The organism is Aeromonas sp. FDAARGOS 1407 (assembly GCF_019048725.1).
GTDB classification, from domain to species: domain Bacteria; phylum Pseudomonadota; class Gammaproteobacteria; order Enterobacterales; family Aeromonadaceae; genus Aeromonas; species Aeromonas enteropelogenes.
In genome coordinates, this window is the sequence record NZ_CP077399.1 from 3994990 (window position 1) to 4010229 (window position 15240).

The 15240-nt window shown below is 63.3% G+C and carries 10 protein-coding genes; 5 read left to right on the plus strand and 5 right to left on the minus strand.

Going from position 1 to position 15240, the window contains the following annotated elements; all coding sequences use genetic code 11:
* Nucleotides 1-6: 6 nt before the first annotated feature.
* From I6L37_RS18740 to I6L37_RS18760, 5 genes are all read left to right on the plus strand, one after another.
* Nucleotides 7-3117 carry an efflux RND transporter permease subunit gene (locus tag I6L37_RS18740; RefSeq protein ID WP_216992642.1) on the plus strand — a complete coding sequence of 1037 codons (3111 nt, stop codon included), beginning with the start codon at nucleotides 7-9 and terminating at the stop codon, nucleotides 3115-3117.
* A gap of 210 nt (nucleotides 3118-3327) precedes the next feature.
* A complete protein-coding gene (locus tag I6L37_RS18745; RefSeq protein WP_225634514.1) occupies nucleotides 3328-3771 on the plus strand; it encodes a hypothetical protein in 444 nt (147 codons plus the stop codon).
* Between the two features lie 265 nt (nucleotides 3772-4036).
* Nucleotides 4037-5551 (plus strand): efflux RND transporter periplasmic adaptor subunit, encoded by a 1515-nt coding sequence (locus I6L37_RS18750; protein WP_216992644.1) that lies wholly within the window; start codon nucleotides 4037-4039, stop codon nucleotides 5549-5551.
* A 73-nt stretch (nucleotides 5552-5624) separates the two neighbouring features.
* On the plus strand, nucleotides 5625-8774 hold the full coding sequence (locus I6L37_RS18755) for an efflux RND transporter permease subunit (RefSeq protein ID WP_216992645.1): 3150 nt from the start codon (nucleotides 5625-5627) through the stop codon (nucleotides 8772-8774).
* A gap of 34 nt (nucleotides 8775-8808) precedes the next feature.
* A complete protein-coding gene (locus tag I6L37_RS18760) occupies nucleotides 8809-9171 on the plus strand; it encodes a copper-binding protein (RefSeq protein ID WP_216992646.1) in 363 nt (120 codons plus the stop codon).
* A 74-nt stretch (nucleotides 9172-9245) separates the two neighbouring features.
* Here the strand turns inward: I6L37_RS18760 and I6L37_RS18765 are convergent, their stop codons facing one another.
* The 5 genes from I6L37_RS18765 to I6L37_RS18785 all read right to left on the minus strand — a co-directional run bounded on the left by I6L37_RS18765 (nucleotide 9246) and on the right by I6L37_RS18785 (nucleotide 15132).
* Entirely contained in the window at nucleotides 9246-10163 is a 918-nt protein-coding gene (locus I6L37_RS18765; RefSeq protein WP_216994210.1) for an iron-siderophore ABC transporter substrate-binding protein, read from the minus strand.
* 59 nt (nucleotides 10164-10222) lie between these two features.
* Entirely contained in the window at nucleotides 10223-11026 is an 804-nt protein-coding gene (locus I6L37_RS18770; RefSeq protein ID WP_216992647.1) for an ABC transporter ATP-binding protein, read from the minus strand.
* A complete protein-coding gene (locus tag I6L37_RS18775) occupies nucleotides 11026-12063 on the minus strand; it encodes an iron chelate uptake ABC transporter family permease subunit (protein ID WP_216992648.1) in 1038 nt (345 codons plus the stop codon). The genes I6L37_RS18770 and I6L37_RS18775 overlap by 1 nt, the downstream gene beginning before the upstream one ends.
* Nucleotides 12064-12070: 7 nt before the next feature.
* On the minus strand, nucleotides 12071-13087 hold the full coding sequence (locus I6L37_RS18780; RefSeq protein WP_216992649.1) for an iron ABC transporter permease: 1017 nt from the start codon (nucleotides 13085-13087) through the stop codon (nucleotides 12071-12073).
* A 71-nt stretch (nucleotides 13088-13158) separates the two neighbouring features.
* Nucleotides 13159-15132 (minus strand): TonB-dependent receptor, encoded by a 1974-nt coding sequence (locus I6L37_RS18785; protein WP_216994211.1) that lies wholly within the window; start codon nucleotides 15130-15132, stop codon nucleotides 13159-13161.
* Nucleotides 15133-15240: the final 108 nt, after the last annotated feature.

Genomic DNA, 15240 nt, shown 5'->3' on the forward strand with positions numbered 1-15240 from the left:
GCCCGTATGTTTTCCAAGTTCTTCATAGAACGCCCCATCTTCGCCAGCGTGATTTCGATCATTATCGTGCTGGGCGGGTTGGCGGCGATGCGGGCGCTCCCCATCGAGCAATATCCCCAGATCACCCCGCCGGTGGTCTCGGTCACGGCGTTTTATCCGGGCGCAACCCCGGAGGTGATCTCCCAGACCGTGGCAGCGCCGCTGGAGCAGCAGATCAACGGCGTCGAGCGGATGATCTACATGCAGTCGGGGTCGGCCTCCAACGGCCAGATGAACCTCAACGTCTACTTCGAGATCGGCACCGATCCGGATCAGGCCACCATCAACGTCAACAACCGGGTCTCGGCCGCCATGGCCCAGCTACCGGAAGAGGTGAAAAAGCAGGGAGTGACGGTCAAGAAGAAATCGACCTCCATCCTGCAGGTGGTCACCCTCCAGTCACCGAACGGCTCGTTTGATACCACCTATCTGTCGAACTACGCCCTGCTCAACATCATCGACGAGCTCAAGCGGATTCCCGGCATCGGTGATACCACTCTGTTTGGCGGTACCGACTACGCCATGCGTATCTGGTTGCGGCCGGATCGACTGGCCCAGCTCGAGCTCACCCCGAGCGACGTGATCGGCGCCATTCGCGAGCAGAACACCCAGTTCGCGGCAGGCAAGATCGGTGCCCAGCCCACTACGGCCCCCATCGACTTCACCTACACGGTGCAGACCAAGGGACGCCTTGAGGATGTGAAGGAGTTCCAGAACATCATCGTCCGCTCCATGCCCGATGGTTCCAAGATCCGGGTCCGCGATGTCGCCCGGGTCGAGCTGGGGGGCAAGGATTATGATCTGGTCGCCCGCGCCAACGGCAAACCGGCCATCGGTATCGCCACCTATCTGCAACCGGGCGCCAACGCGGTCGCCGTGGCCGATCAGGTGCGCGCCACCATGGAACGCCTGCAGGGTCGTTTCCCCCAAGACGTGGAGTACCAGATCCCCTACGACACCACCGAGTTCGTGAAGATCTCCATCGAAGAGGTGGTCCACACCCTGTTCGAGGCGATCGTACTGGTATTCGTGGTGGTCTATCTGTTCCTGCAAAACTTCCGCGCCACCCTGATCCCCTGTATCGCGGTGCCGGTGTCGCTCATCGGGACCTTCGCCGGCATGCTGGTGCTCGGTTTCTCCATCAACCTGCTAACCCTGTTCGGCATGGTGCTTGCCATCGGTATCGTGGTGGATGACGCCATCGTGGTGCTCGAAAACGTCGAGCGGATCATGAGCGAGAAGAAGTGTTCGCCCAAAGAGGCTGCCATCCTCGCCATGCAGGAGGTCTCCGGCCCGGTGGTCGCCATCGTGCTGGTGCTCTGCGCCGTGTTCCTGCCGGTCGCCTTTATGGGCGGCATGACGGGGGTGATGTACAAGCAGTTCGCCATCACTATCGCCGTGTCGGTGGCCATCTCCGGCCTGGTGGCACTCACCCTGTCACCGGCCCTGTGCGCCATCTTGCTCAAAGAAGGTCACCACCAGCCGGCCCGCTTCTTCGTCTGGTTCAACAACGCGTTTGATCAGCTGACCCGCCGCTATGTGCGCGGGGTGGCCTTCCTCAACCGCCGCGTCGGCGTCGCCTTTGGCATCATCGCCATTATCTTGGTCAGCAGCTATGCCCTGTTCCAGAAAGTACCGGGCGCCCTGGTGCCTGATGAAGACCAGGGCTACCTCATCGGCTCCGTGATGCTGCCCGATGCCGCCGCCCTGACCCGTACCCAGGCGGTCGCGAGCGACTTCGACAAGATCGCCATGGCCAACCCCAACGTGAAGGACGTGGTCACTTTCTCGGGCTTTGACATCCTGTCCGGCTCCATCATCAGCAACCGCGGTCTCACCTTCGTGACCCTCAAAGACTGGAAAGAGCGTCAAGGGGAAGGGCAAGACTCCTTCTCCCTGGCCAAGACCTTCCAGGGGCTGAGCCTGATGGGACTGGCCGATGGCTTCACCGCCACCTTCAACCCGCCTCCCATCACCGGCATGTCCACCACAGGGGGCCTCGAAGGCTATCTGCAGAACCGGGGTACCGGCGACGTGCACGCCTTCGCGGGCGAGGTACAGCGCCTGCTCGACGCGGCCAAGGAGCGTCCTGAGTTTGCCAGCGTGACCACCACCTTCCGCGCCAACGTGCCCCAGGTCTTCCTGGATCTCGACCGCGAGAAGGCCAAGGCGCTGGGGCTGCCCATCAACGCCGTGTTTGACACCATGCAGGCCACCTTCGGCCAGGTCTATGTCAACGACTTCAACCAGTTCGGTCGTACCTACCGGGTCCAGTTGCAGTCCGAGGCGGACTACCGCGCCAAGAAGGATGACATTCGCAACGTCTATGTCCGCTCCAATACCGGCGAGATGATCCCCCTCACCAGTCTGGTGACGGTGCGCGATGCCACCGGCCCCGAGCTGGTCGAGCGTTTCAACATCTTCCCGGCCGCCAAGATCATGGCTCAACCGGCGCCGGGTGTGAGCTCGGGCCAGGCGATCAAAGCCCTGGAAGAGGTCGCCGCCCAGACCCTCGGCAACGACGCCAAGCTGGAGTGGACCGGTGCCGCCTACCAGGAAAAAGCGGCAGCCGGCAGCGCCGCCATGGCGTTTGGCTTCGGTATCGTGATGATCTTCCTCATCCTGGCCGCCCAGTATGAACGCTGGAGCCTGCCGTTTGCGGTGATCACCGCCGTGCCGTTCGCCCTGTTCGGCGCCCTGCTCGCCACCTGGGCCGTGGGGCTCACCAACAACGTCTACTTCCAGATAGGCCTGGTGACGCTGGTGGGTCTGGCGGCGAAGAACGCCATCCTGATCGTGGAGTTCGCGGTCATGAAGCATGAAGAAGGGATGACTCTCATCGAGTCGGCCCTTGAGGCGGCGCGTTTGCGTTTCCGTCCCATCGTCATGACCTCCCTCGCTTTCATCCTGGGTTGTGTGCCCCTGGTCACCTCCAGCGGCGCGGGTGCGGCGAGCCGCCACGCCCTCGGCTGGCCAGTCATCGGCGGCATGCTGGCGGCGACCTTCATCGCCATCTTCTTCATCCCGCTCTTCTTCCGCCTCATCATGAAGGGCTCGGAGAAACGGGCCAAGCAGTAATCCTGTCACTTCCTGACTGCCCGACACCCCCGCCATTGCGGGGGTGTTTTTTTATCCTCACCGGCCACGCCAGGCGCCATGCCTTGACCTTCTCCTCAAGGTAAGGTTTACAGTCCAACCATCTGATCTCGAAGGATATCCGGATTGTCACTCACCCAGCTTGCTGCAAGATTGCCCTCTGTTGCCTTGGCCCGGCTGTTGCTGGCGCTGATGCTCATCTGCAATCTGACCCTCTGCATCAGCTGGCACGGCGCCTCTCTGGCCACCACGAGTGCCTCTATCTCCCTCTTCACGCCGCAAACACTGCCTGACGCCATGATCCCGTCCCATGGGGATGACGCGGGCCCACGCACCATGGCGCTGGATCAGGAGAACGCTTCCGTGACTCTCTCCTGCCACGCCAGTGCCGGAAGCGAATCGACCGTGACGGGAGATGAGTGCCAGATGCAGACCGGGCTGTCTGGCGCCGCCAATGCCCTGCCTCTGCTCGGCATGCTGCTCTCGGCTCTACTGCTCCCCCTGTTGCTGCTGCCGCAGGGGACCCTGCCCCGCTTGCTGGATCTCTGGCTGCGTGACCCCTTCCTTAGAACCCGCGGTACTCACCCGCCCTCCTGGCCCCGCCGGCATCTGATGCTGTCGGTGCTGCGCCACTAGAAAGACCGTCTCTTGCGTGCCTGATCAGGGGTCACCCTGTCCTGGCTGCGCTCCTTGCCTGAGCCTGCGCCACCCGCGCAGGAGAACGGGCGTCCCTGACGCCCCGTTGGCCGGGCAAACCCTGTGACGCTTATCCCTTATTCGTCACCGGCCCGGCGATCCGACAGAAGAGAAGATGGTCCATGTCATCAGTCCGATTTAACGAATACGCAGTCGCGCATCCGTGCGCCCTTGCCCTCCTTTCCCTGCGCCTGGGAGGTTTCCTATGAGCCAGAAATTGCTCGTCTCCGCCCTGCTGCTCGCCCTCGGGGCCGGCGGCGGTTACTGGGCGGCCAAACAGACAGTCACCGCGGTTGCCAAGGAGAAGACACCGCTCTACTGGGTCAACCCCATGGATCCCCGCGACAAGCGCGATGCCCCCGCCAAGGACAACATGGGGATGGACTTCATCCCCGTCTATGAAGAGAAGCAGGGCGGCTCCCCCGGCACCGTCACCATCAGCCCCGAGATCCAGCAGAACCTGGGGGTGCGGCTGGCCAAGGTGGAAAAACTGCCCATCCACCAGCAGATCGAGACGGTGGGCTATGTGGGTTATGACGAGGAGCGCCTCGAAGCCATCAACTCCCGGATGGCGGGCTGGATCCGCAACCTCGCCATCAAGAACGAGGGGCAGCAGGTGACCAAGGGCAGCTTTATCTACGATCTCTACGCCCCGGATCTGGTGAACGCCCAGCACGAATACCTGCTGGCGCTTAACACCACCAATCCCCTGCTGCTGCGCGCCGCCGAGGGCAAGCTCAAGTCCCTGCAGGTACCGGCGGATCAGATAGCGGCCCTCAAGCGCACTCGCAAGGTGCAGGAGACGGTGCGCATCTATGCCCCGAGCAGCGGCTATGTCTCCGAGCTCAAGGTGCGTGAAGGCCAGTATGTGGAGCCCGCCGCGCCCCTGTTCAACATCAGCACCCTCAAGCAGGTGTGGGTGAGCGCTGAGGTGTTCGAGCGCCAGGCCGCCCAGATCAGGGTCGGCGATCCGGTCACCATGACCCTGGACTATGCCCCGGGCCGCAGCTGGCAAGGCCGGGTGGACTACCTCTACCCGACGCTCGATGCCAGCACCCGCACCCTGCGGGTACGCCTGCGCTTTGACAATCCGGACGAGTTTTTGAAACCCAATATGTTCGCCAAGGTGAGCATCAGCACCGGCAAGGGGGAACCCCGCCTGGTGGTGCCGAGCGAAGCGGTGATCCGCACCGGCAGCCAGGACAGGCTGGTGCTGGCGCTGGGGGACGGCAACTTCAAGTCGGTGGCCGTCACTCTGGGCCCCCAGTTTGGTGACAAGGTCGCCATCGATGAAGGGGTCGAAGCCGGTGACAGCATCGTCAGCTCTGCCCAGTTCCTGCTCGACTCCGAATCTGCCATCGATTCGGACTTCCAGCGCATGACGGCAGTGCGCCCCATGCAGGTCTGGACCCAGGGCCAGGTGCAAAACATCGATCTTGCCGGGCGCACCCTCGGCATCTCCCACCAGCCCATCCCCGAGTGGCAGTGGCCCGCCATGGAGATGGACTTCACCGTGGCCGACGGCGTGGACATCAGCCAACTGAAACCGGATCAGACCCTGCACCTGCAAGTGGAGCAGGAGGGGGACGAGTACCGCATCATCCAGATCCATGTGGAAGACAAACCGGCAGCAGATGAACCGATGAAAGAGGCCAAGGGCGAGATGCCAGGCATGGAGGGCATGGATCACAGCCAACACCAGATGGGGGATAAATCATGATCCCCGCCATCATTCGCTTTGGCAGTCACCACACCCAGCGGCCGATCCCGCACCAAGAGGGAGGAGTCAAACCATGATCCCTGCCATCATTCGCTGGTCCGTCGGCAACCGCTTTTTGGTGTTGCTGCTGACTGTCATGCTCACCGCTTGGGGCCTCTGGTCGGTCAAGCAAACCCCGGTGGACGCCCTGCCGGATCTCTCCGACGTGCAGGTGATCATCAAGACCTCCTACCCGGGCCAGGCGCCCCAGGTGGTGGAAGATCAGGTCACCTACCCGCTCACCACCGCCATGCTGGCGGTGCCGGGCGCCACCACGGTGCGCGGCTACTCCTTCTTCGGCGACTCCTTCGTCTATGTGCTGTTTGATGACAGCACAGACCTCTATTGGGCCCGCGCCCGGGTGCTGGAGTACCTGAGTCAGGTTGCCCCCAATCTGCCTGCCGAAGCCCAGCCCCAGCTCGGGCCGGACGCCACCGGGGTGGGCTGGGTCTATCAGTACGCCCTGGTGGACAAGACCGGCAAGCACGACTTGAGCGAACTCACGTCGCTGCAGAACTGGTTCCTCAAATACGAGCTGCAGACGGTGAACGGCGTCTCCGAAGTGGCCACCGTCGGCGGCATGGTGCGCCAGTACCAGGTGCGGGTCGATCCGGACAAGCTGCGTGCCTACGGCATCCCGCTGTCGCTCATCCAGACCGCTATCGAACAGGGCAACCAGGAGACCGGCGCCTCCGTCATCGAGATGGCAGAGGCGGAGTACATGGTGCGCTCCAACGGCTACCTCAAGAGCATCGAAGATCTGAAACAGATCCCCCTCGGCACCAATGTGCGCGGCGCCCCCCTGCTGCTGGGTGACGTGGCGGACGTAGTCACCGGTCCCCAGATGCGGCGCGGCATCGCCGAGCTCAACGGCGAAGGGGAAGTGGTGGGCGGCATCATCGTCATGCGTTACGGCGAAAATGCCCAGCACACCATAGACGGGGTCAAGGCGCGCCTGGCCGAGCTGAAATCCAGCCTGCCGGAAGGGGTGGAGATCGTCACCGTCTATGATCGCTCCGACCTTATCCAGCGCGCCATCGACAACCTCTCCGGCAAGCTGGTGGAGGAGTTCGCCGTGGTGGTGCTGGTGTGTCTGGCATTCCTGTTCCACCTGCGCTCGTCGCTGGTGGTGGTCATCACCCTCCCTATCGCGATTTTGACCGCCTTTATCGTGATGCACCTGCAGGGGATCAACGCCAACATCATGTCGCTGGGGGGCATCGCCATCGCCATCGGCGCCATGGTGGACGGTGCCATCGTGATGATAGAGAACGTCCACAAACACATGGAGCGGGAGGAGCTTACCGACAAGAACCGCTGGCGGATCATCACCGAGGCGAGCATCGAAGTCGGCCCCGCCATCTTCTTCTCCCTGCTCATCATCACCATGAGCTTCTTGCCGGTGTTTGCCCTGGAGGCGCAGGAGGGGCGCATGTTCCATCCGCTGGCCTTCACCAAGACCTACGCCATGGCCGCCGCCGCCGCGCTCGCCATCACGCTGGTACCGGTGATCATGGGCTATTTCATCCGCGGCAAGGTGTTACCCGAGCAGGCCAACCCCCTCAACCGTGGCCTGAGCCAGGCCTATATCCCGCTGCTCAACGCCGTGCTGGCTCGCCCCAAAACCACCCTGGCGGTGGCGCTGGCGGTCACCGTGATCGGCTTCTGGCCGCTCAAGTATCTGGGCTCCGAGTTCATACCGCCGCTCGATGAGGGGGACATCATGTACATGCCCACCACTGCGGCCAACATCTCGGTGGGCAAGGCGCGAGAGATCCTGCAGCAGACCGACAAGCTCATCCGCACCGTGCCCGAGGTACAGAATGTGTTCGGCAAGGCGGGACGCGCCGAGAGCGCCACCGACCCCGCCGATCTGGTGATGATGGAGACCAGCATCCAGCTCAAACCCCGCGACCAGTGGCGCCCCGGCATGACACCGGAGAAGCTGAAAGAAGAGTTGGATTCCCTTATCCGCTTCCCCGGTCTCACCAACGCCTGGGTGCCCCCCATCAAGACCCGCATCGACATGCTGGCCACCGGCATCAAGACCCCGGTGGGGATCAAGATTGCCGGCCCCGATCTCAAGGTGGTCCAGCAGATAGGCCAAGAGCTTGAGCAGATCATCGGCAAGGTGGAGGGGGCCTCTTCCGTCTACGCCGAGCGGGTGGCGGGCGGACGCTATGTGAAGGTGGATATCGATCGGCTCAAGGCGGCCCGCTACGGCCTCAACATCGCCGACGTGCAGGCGGTACTCGCCACCGCGGTGGGCGGCATGGACGTGGGCCAGACCATAGAGGGGCGCGAACGTTACCCCATCAACCTGCGCTATCCCCAGAGCTATCGCGACTCGGTGGCGAGCATGGAGCTGCTGCCCCTGGTCACCCCCAAGGGTGAGCGGATCGCCCTGGCGGACGTGGCCCGGGTCTACATCAGTGACGAGGCGCCCATGCTGCGCAGTGAAAACGCGCGCCTGAACGGCTGGGTCTATGTGGATATCCGTGGCCGCGACATCGGCTCCTTCGTCGACGAAGCCAAAGCCGAGGTGGGTAAGCAGCTGGTGTTGCCGGCCGGCTACGCCCTCAGCTGGTCCGGTCAGTACGAATACATGGAGCGGGCCAAGGCACGCCTCGCCTACGTGGTGCCGCTCACCGTCGCCATTATCGTACTGCTGCTCTACCTGGCATTTCGCCGCTTCCAGGAGGTGCTGCTCATCCTCACTACCCTGCCACTGGCGGTGGTCGGGGGGATCTGGACCGTCTGGCTGCTCGACTTCAATCTCTCGGTGGCGGTGGGGGTCGGCTTTATCGCCCTCGCTGGGGTGGCAGTGGAGACCGGGGTACTGATGCTGGTCTACCTCAACCACGCCTGGGACGATCTGGTGGCCAGTGGCAAACCGGACCAGGCCGGCCTGCACCAGGCGGTCATTCACGGCGCCGCCCTGCGTCTGCGTCCCAAGATGATGACGGTGGTCACCATCATCGCGGGCCTGCTGCCCATCATGTGGAGCCAGGGTACCGGCTCCGAGGTGATGCAGCGCATCGCCGCCCCCATGGTTGGCGGCATGGTGACGGCGCTGGTACTGACCCTGCTGGTACTGCCGGCGGCCTACTACCTGTGGCGCGTCCGCACCCTGAAACGACTGGAACACGCTCCTGCGCAGACAGATACTCAGGCTGCGCCCTGATCAATCAGACAACACTGACAAACAAGGAAACATCATGAACTACAAGACATTGACACTGACCCTGCTGCTTGGCCTTGCCACCCACACCAGCGCACAAGCCGAAGAGATGATGAACCACGAAGGGCACGACATGAGCCAGATGGGTGACATGCAGCAGATGGAGGGCATGAAGGAGATGGTGATGACCAAGGGGGTCATCACCCGCATCGACGAGGCAAATGGCAAGGTGGGGATCAAGCACGAGGATATCGAGAACCTCAAGATGCCCGCCATGACCATGGTGTTCACCCTGGTCGAGCCGGCCCAGCTCAAGGGGATGAAGGTGGGTGACGCTGTCAGCTTCCATGCCGAGATGCAAGGTGGCAAGCTGCTGCTGACCAAGATCCAGCCGCAATAAACCGTCAACAACGACCATAAACAGAGGGAGGCGCAAGCCTCCCTCTTTCGTTTCATCGGCTCGGGATGGATTCGTCAGCCACGCTTTTGCAGCAGGGTCTCCACGTCCGCGATTACCTTGAGCGCCGCCTGGGGGCCGCCGGACGAAGTCCAGAGTGAGCCATCCACGGCGCCAAAACGCTTCTCCCTGATCACCGGCAGCTGCTGGTAGGCCGGGGTCTGCTCGGCCTGGCGCATCGCTTCCACCGCATCGCCGCTGGCACTCAGGGTGCCGATCACCAGCCAGTCTGCATCCAGCAGATTGAGAGACTCCAGACTCAGGGCCGGGGAGTGGGGCGCCCCCTTGCCCTGCTGCTGGGCCGGGCGCATCAACCCCATCGACTCCACCACGCTGCTGGCGAAGGTGCCCGGATACATGAAGCTCGGCCCCTTGGGATTCCAGCGCACTATGCTGATGCTCTCCCCCTGATGCCCGGCCAGGGTGGTGCGCGCCTGCTGCAGGCGAGCCTCGTATTGTTGCAAGAATGCCTCCCCCTCCTGTTCACGGTTGAGGGCGCTGGCGACACGGCGCAGCAACGGCTGCCAACCGTCGGTCCACTGGCCGGTCACCACGGTCGGGGCAATCTCCCGCAGCAACGCCAGCTGCTCTGGTGTGGTGGGGCCGGTCAGGATCAGATCCGGCTCCAGGGTGATCAGGGTCTCCAGGTTGGGGCTGCCAAGATCCCCGACCACGGGGATCCCCTCTCCCACCTTGTCCAACAGATAGCGCGGCAGGGTCGGCTGACCGCGACCATTGACGGCGCCAACCGGCTTGACCCCCAGAGTGAGGGCGCTGTCGAGATCGATCTCGCTCAAGGTCACCACCCGCTGGGGATTGGCCGGTACCTGGACGCTCTGGCCAAACGCATCAGTCACCTGACGCATCTCCTGCGCCTGAACCAGAGGCGCGGCCAGCATCAGGATAGTGGCGGCCAGGGAGGCAAAACGCTTCATCATCTCACTCCTTCTCTTGAGGTACTGCGTTGGTATAAACGGTATTCAGGGTCATGGCTTCAACTCGCCCGGCGCACGGCATCATCTGCATAGTGACGACGCGGCACTATGATGGGGGCACCATCGCCGGGGGCATGGAGGATATCGACGCTGGTCTGGTAGAGGCGATCGATAAGGGGCTTGGTCACCACTTCGCGGGCCGGGCCCATGGCAGCTATCTCCCCGTCACCGATGGCGATCAGTTCGTCGCAATAACGGGCCGCCATCGCCAAATCGTGGATCACCAGCAGCACCGTCTTGCCCTCGGCGGTGATGCGGTGAATCGCCTCCATCACCTCGGTCTGGTGGCCGATATCGAGGGCGCTGGTGGGCTCGTCGAGCAGCACCATGTCGCTGTCCTGGGCCAGGATCATCGCCAGCCAGGCCCGCTGCGCCTGACCGCCGGAAAGCGACGAGGCGCTCTGGTGCCAGATCCCCTCCAGCTGCATCCGCTCGCAGGCCGATCGCACCATGCGCGCATCTTCCTCGTTCCACTGATTGAACCAGCCCTGATGGGGGTGGCGGCCGTACTGCACCAGCTGTTCCACCAGGATGCCGGCGGGCAGGGTCGGCCGCTGGGGCAGATAGGCGAGCTCACGCGCCAACCCCTTCATGGGATAACTGGCCAGGGGCTTGCCCTTGAGCAATATCTCCCCGCTCTGTGGGGCCATCTGCCCACAAAGCAGCTTGAGCAGGGTCGATTTGCCGCAGCCGTTGGGGCCGACGATCCCCACCAGCTTGCCCTTGGGCACGCTGAAGGAGATATCGCGCAAGATGGTGGTCTGCTGATAGGCGAAATGGAGTCGGTTTACGGTGAGCGTCATCAGTCGGCCCTCTGGCGATCGTGAACAAGGAGAAACAGCAGCAAGAGGCCGCCGAGAATGCGGGTCATGATGCCGGTCGCCACCTCGTGGGGACTGGCCAGCACTCGAACCAGGGTGTCGCTGGCGAGCAGCAGCAGGGCGCCACTCAGCGCCGCCAGCCAGAGCGGCACGACTCTGTCCTTCACCAGCCAGGAAGCGAGGATGGGCGCCGCCATGGCGATAAAGACCACGGGACCGCCGATGGCGGTGCCAAGGGCTGCCACCAGAATGGCCTGAGCCAGGATCCCCAACTGCACCTTGTCGCCATTGACCCCGAGGGAGCGCGCCATCTCGGGGCCAAAACGCAGCACTGCCAGGGAGCGGGAGAGGTAGATGATCCAGGGGCAGAGCAGCAGCAACAAGATGACGATGGGGGTGATGGTGTTGTAACTCACCGCGATGAAACTGCCCATGTTCCACAGGTAGAGGGAGCTCAAGTGCAGCAGCGCCTTGGTGGACATCACGAACTGGCCGAAGGCCTCGAGCATCTCGGACAGACCAATGCCGATCACCACGAACAGGTAACCCTGTTCACCGGGTTTGCGGCAGAGGGCATAGAGCACCAGCGCCGCGAAGATGGCGCCGAGCGGCGCAGCCCACCAGGGCCAGCTGCCCAGGGTCAGGTAGAGGGAGAAGATGATGATGCCAAGGGAGGCGCCATTATTGACCCCCACCATGTCAGGAGTTGCCAGCCGGTTGCGGATCAGGGTCTGTACCAGACAGCCCGAAAGCCCCATGGCCGCCCCCGCCACTATCACCCCCAGAATGCGGGGCAGCCGGATCTTGAACAGGGTGATCCCATCGAGGCGCGAGCCCTCCCCCAGCAAGGTGTTGAGCACGCCGGCAAAACCCAGCTTGCCGCTGCCGACACTCAAGGCCAGCAGCATCAAGGCTGCCAGGGCCAGGGCCAGCAGCGTCAGCCAGCGCCAGCTCGGCAGATGCAGCAGGATGGAACGTTCGCTCGCCCGCAGGCAGAGCATATCGGTCGGTGTAAGCATCAGCGCCTCACTTGACGGTCAGCAGGGTACGAAAGCCCCCGCGACGCACGATGGCGATCAGCACGGGGGCGCCGATCAATGCCAGGATGACCCCGTTGGGCAGCTCGAACGGCTGGATCAACCAGCGCGCCAGAATGTCGGCCACCAGCAGGAACAACATGCCGAACAGGGCGGAGAAACAGACCTGCACCGACAGCTTCACCGGCTCCACCAGGCGGCCGCAGTAGGCCGCGAGGAAGCCGACGAAACCGATGGGGCCGGCGATGGCAATGGCGCTGGCGGTCAGCAGGGTGGCGGCCAGCAGCACGCCGATCCGCACCCGGGTCGGCCGAATGCCCAGCGCCTGGGCCTGGCTGTCCCCCATCTGCATCAGGGTCAGCTGGCGGCAGAGCAGCAGGGTGAGGGCGAAAGCGAGCAGCACGAACGGCAGCACGGCGATGATGGCGTCCATATCGGCCCCCGCGAGGGAGCCCAGATTCCAGAAACGGTACTGCTCCAGCACCATCTTGTTGGAGAGCAGCAAGAAGCTGGAGAGGCCGCCGAAGGTGGCAGACAGCGCCACCCCTACCAGGATGAGCTTGAGGGGATTGGAGAGGCCTATCATCATGCCGAGCCCCAGCACGATGAGGTTGCCAAGCAGGGCACCGAGCCCGGCCCAGAGCAGATAACCGTAGGCGGACTCGACCCCGAACCAGGTGAGCCCAATCACCAGGGCGAAGACGGCGCCGGCATTGACCCCGAGCAAACCGGGTTCGGCCAGCGGGTTGCGAGTGGCGCTTTGCAGCAAGGAGGCGGCAAGCGAGAGAGAAACGCCCACCACCATGGCGCACAGGGTGCGGGGCAGGCGCAGGGTATTGAGCACCATGGCCAGCTTCTCGTCGCCGGCAAAGCGGGGATCCCCCGCCAGATAACCCATCACTTCACAGGCGCCATACACCCCGGCACCAGTGGCCAGGGAGAGGCAAAGCAGCATGAACAGGAGGAACAATCCCAGCCAGAGCAGATACGTCTGGTGTCTAAGCACCCTTGGCTCCTTTTGTTGATATGTGTGGTTGAAACAGGGAACAAGGGGAGCCCGCGGGCTCCCCGAACGCATCACAACTTGTAAGCCACGCCGGCGTAGACGGTGCGCCCCTCGAGGATCTGATCCGCCTCGGTCGCGACCCAGTCACGCTTGGTGTTGGTCAGGTTGTTGAGGCCGAACTTCACATCCAGCGCCCGGGTGGCGCTCCACACGACGCCGGCATCCAGGGTGTGGAAGCCCGCCGTGTTTTCATAGATGGTGCCGCTCAGACGTGGCACGGGCAGGATCTGGCTGCCGGTGTAGTTCCAGCCAAGCCGGGTGCTCAGGGTGTCGATCACCTGCCACTCCAGGGTGGCGTTGGCGGTGTGCTCCGGCGTCTTGTAGAGATCCTTGCCGGTGGTCTTGTCTTCCCCGTCGATCAGGGTGAAGTTGCCGGAGAGGCTCAGCGCATCCGTGATATCGAACCAGCCGCTCAGCTCCAGTCCCTTGATGCGGGCCTTGCTGACGTTGCGATAGGTCATCACGGAAGGGCGCCAAGTGGAGGTCCACCCCTCGCTCTGGATCTTGTCCTTGATGTCGTTGTGGAAGGCGGTCACCCCGGCCCCCCACACGGTGGCATCATAGGTGGTGCCCAGTTCATAGCTGACGGCGGTTTCGGGTTTCAGGTCCGGGTTGCCCACCACGGCGCAGCGACCGCGACAGGCAGCGACCCCGTAATCGGCGTTGGACTGGGCGATGGTCGGTGCCTTGAACGCCTTGCCAATCCCCCCCTTGACCACCCAGTTGTCGGTCAGGCTGTAGAGGGCATAACCGCGCGGGCTGAACTCGGTGCCATAGGTCTCGTGGTGATCGACCCGGCCGCTGAGGGTCAGGGCCAGATCGCCGAAGCCAAACTCGTCCTGCAGATAGAGGGCGCTCTGATCGACGCTGACATCACTCCCCTTGAGGCTGACGTTGTGCTTGAGCTCGGTGATGCGGTATTCGGCGCCGCCGGTCAACAGGTGGCTGCCAAGGTTGCCGCTCAGCTGGCCGTCGAAGGTGTGGTTGGTCTGGGTCACATCGCCGCTCTGTTTGGTCAGGCCCCTCATCAGCTCGGAGTCATCGAACAGGTCGACCTGCTCGAAGGCGTAGCCAACCCGGCTGTCGAACAGATCCCAGCGCCCGACGTGGGTCGCATTGAGCCCCAGGCGTTCCATCTGCTGGATGTTGCGCGGCGTCTGGCCGTAGTTGTTCCAGTGCGCCTCCCGATCGTCCTTGGCATAGTTCATGCCGACATCCAGATCCTGCTGCTCGTCGATGAGCCACTTGACGTTGGAGAGCATGCCGAGCTTCTCGCGCTGCTCGATGGCATCGGCCTTGGGGTTGATGCTCTGCTCGCTCTGCCAGGCATCCCTGTGGTTGCCTTCCACCACGAAGTTGGCCAGCAGCTTGTTGTCGATGAGCGCGCCGCCCACATAGGCGCTCGCCTTGTTGACGTCCCCGCCGTGACCATCGGTCGGATCGCTGAAGGTGTAAGTTGCAGCCGCCTCGGTCTGCTCCTTGGGCTGGCGCAGGATGACGTTGACCACGCCCCCCAGGGCATCGGCCCCGTAGAGGGAGGAGATGGGACCGCGGATCACCTCGATGCGCTCGATGGCGGCCATGGGGATGGCGGAGAGATCGAAGTCGTTGCCGTAACCGGAAGTCAGGGCATCTCGGGAGCTGATGCGCCGCCCATTGACCAGCAGCAGGGTGTAATCCCCCTCCAGCCCGCGCAGTTTGATCTCGCTGCGGCCATAGCTGGTGGCCGGATTGATGTTGACCCCGGGCAGCTGTTTCAGGGCCCCGGTCAGGTCATTGACGTTGAGCTTGTCGAGCTCGGCACGGGTCACGACCGAGACGCTGGCGGGCGCCGTCAGTTCACTGTGGCGAGTCTTGGTCGCGGTGACCACCAGGGTTTCATGGGCGGGATCGGCCGCGCCGGTTTGTACTTGTGCCACGGCCGGCAAGGCAAAAAGGGACAACACCAGAGGATGCACTGCAAATAGTCGGGATGATGTACGCATCATCAACACTCCACATAGAACAGGAAAAGGCCAACACCACCGACATCCCTGTCTGACCTTGCCAGACCCGGCGCTGAGTGATTGGGCTGCTTATGGCACGAGCACAGG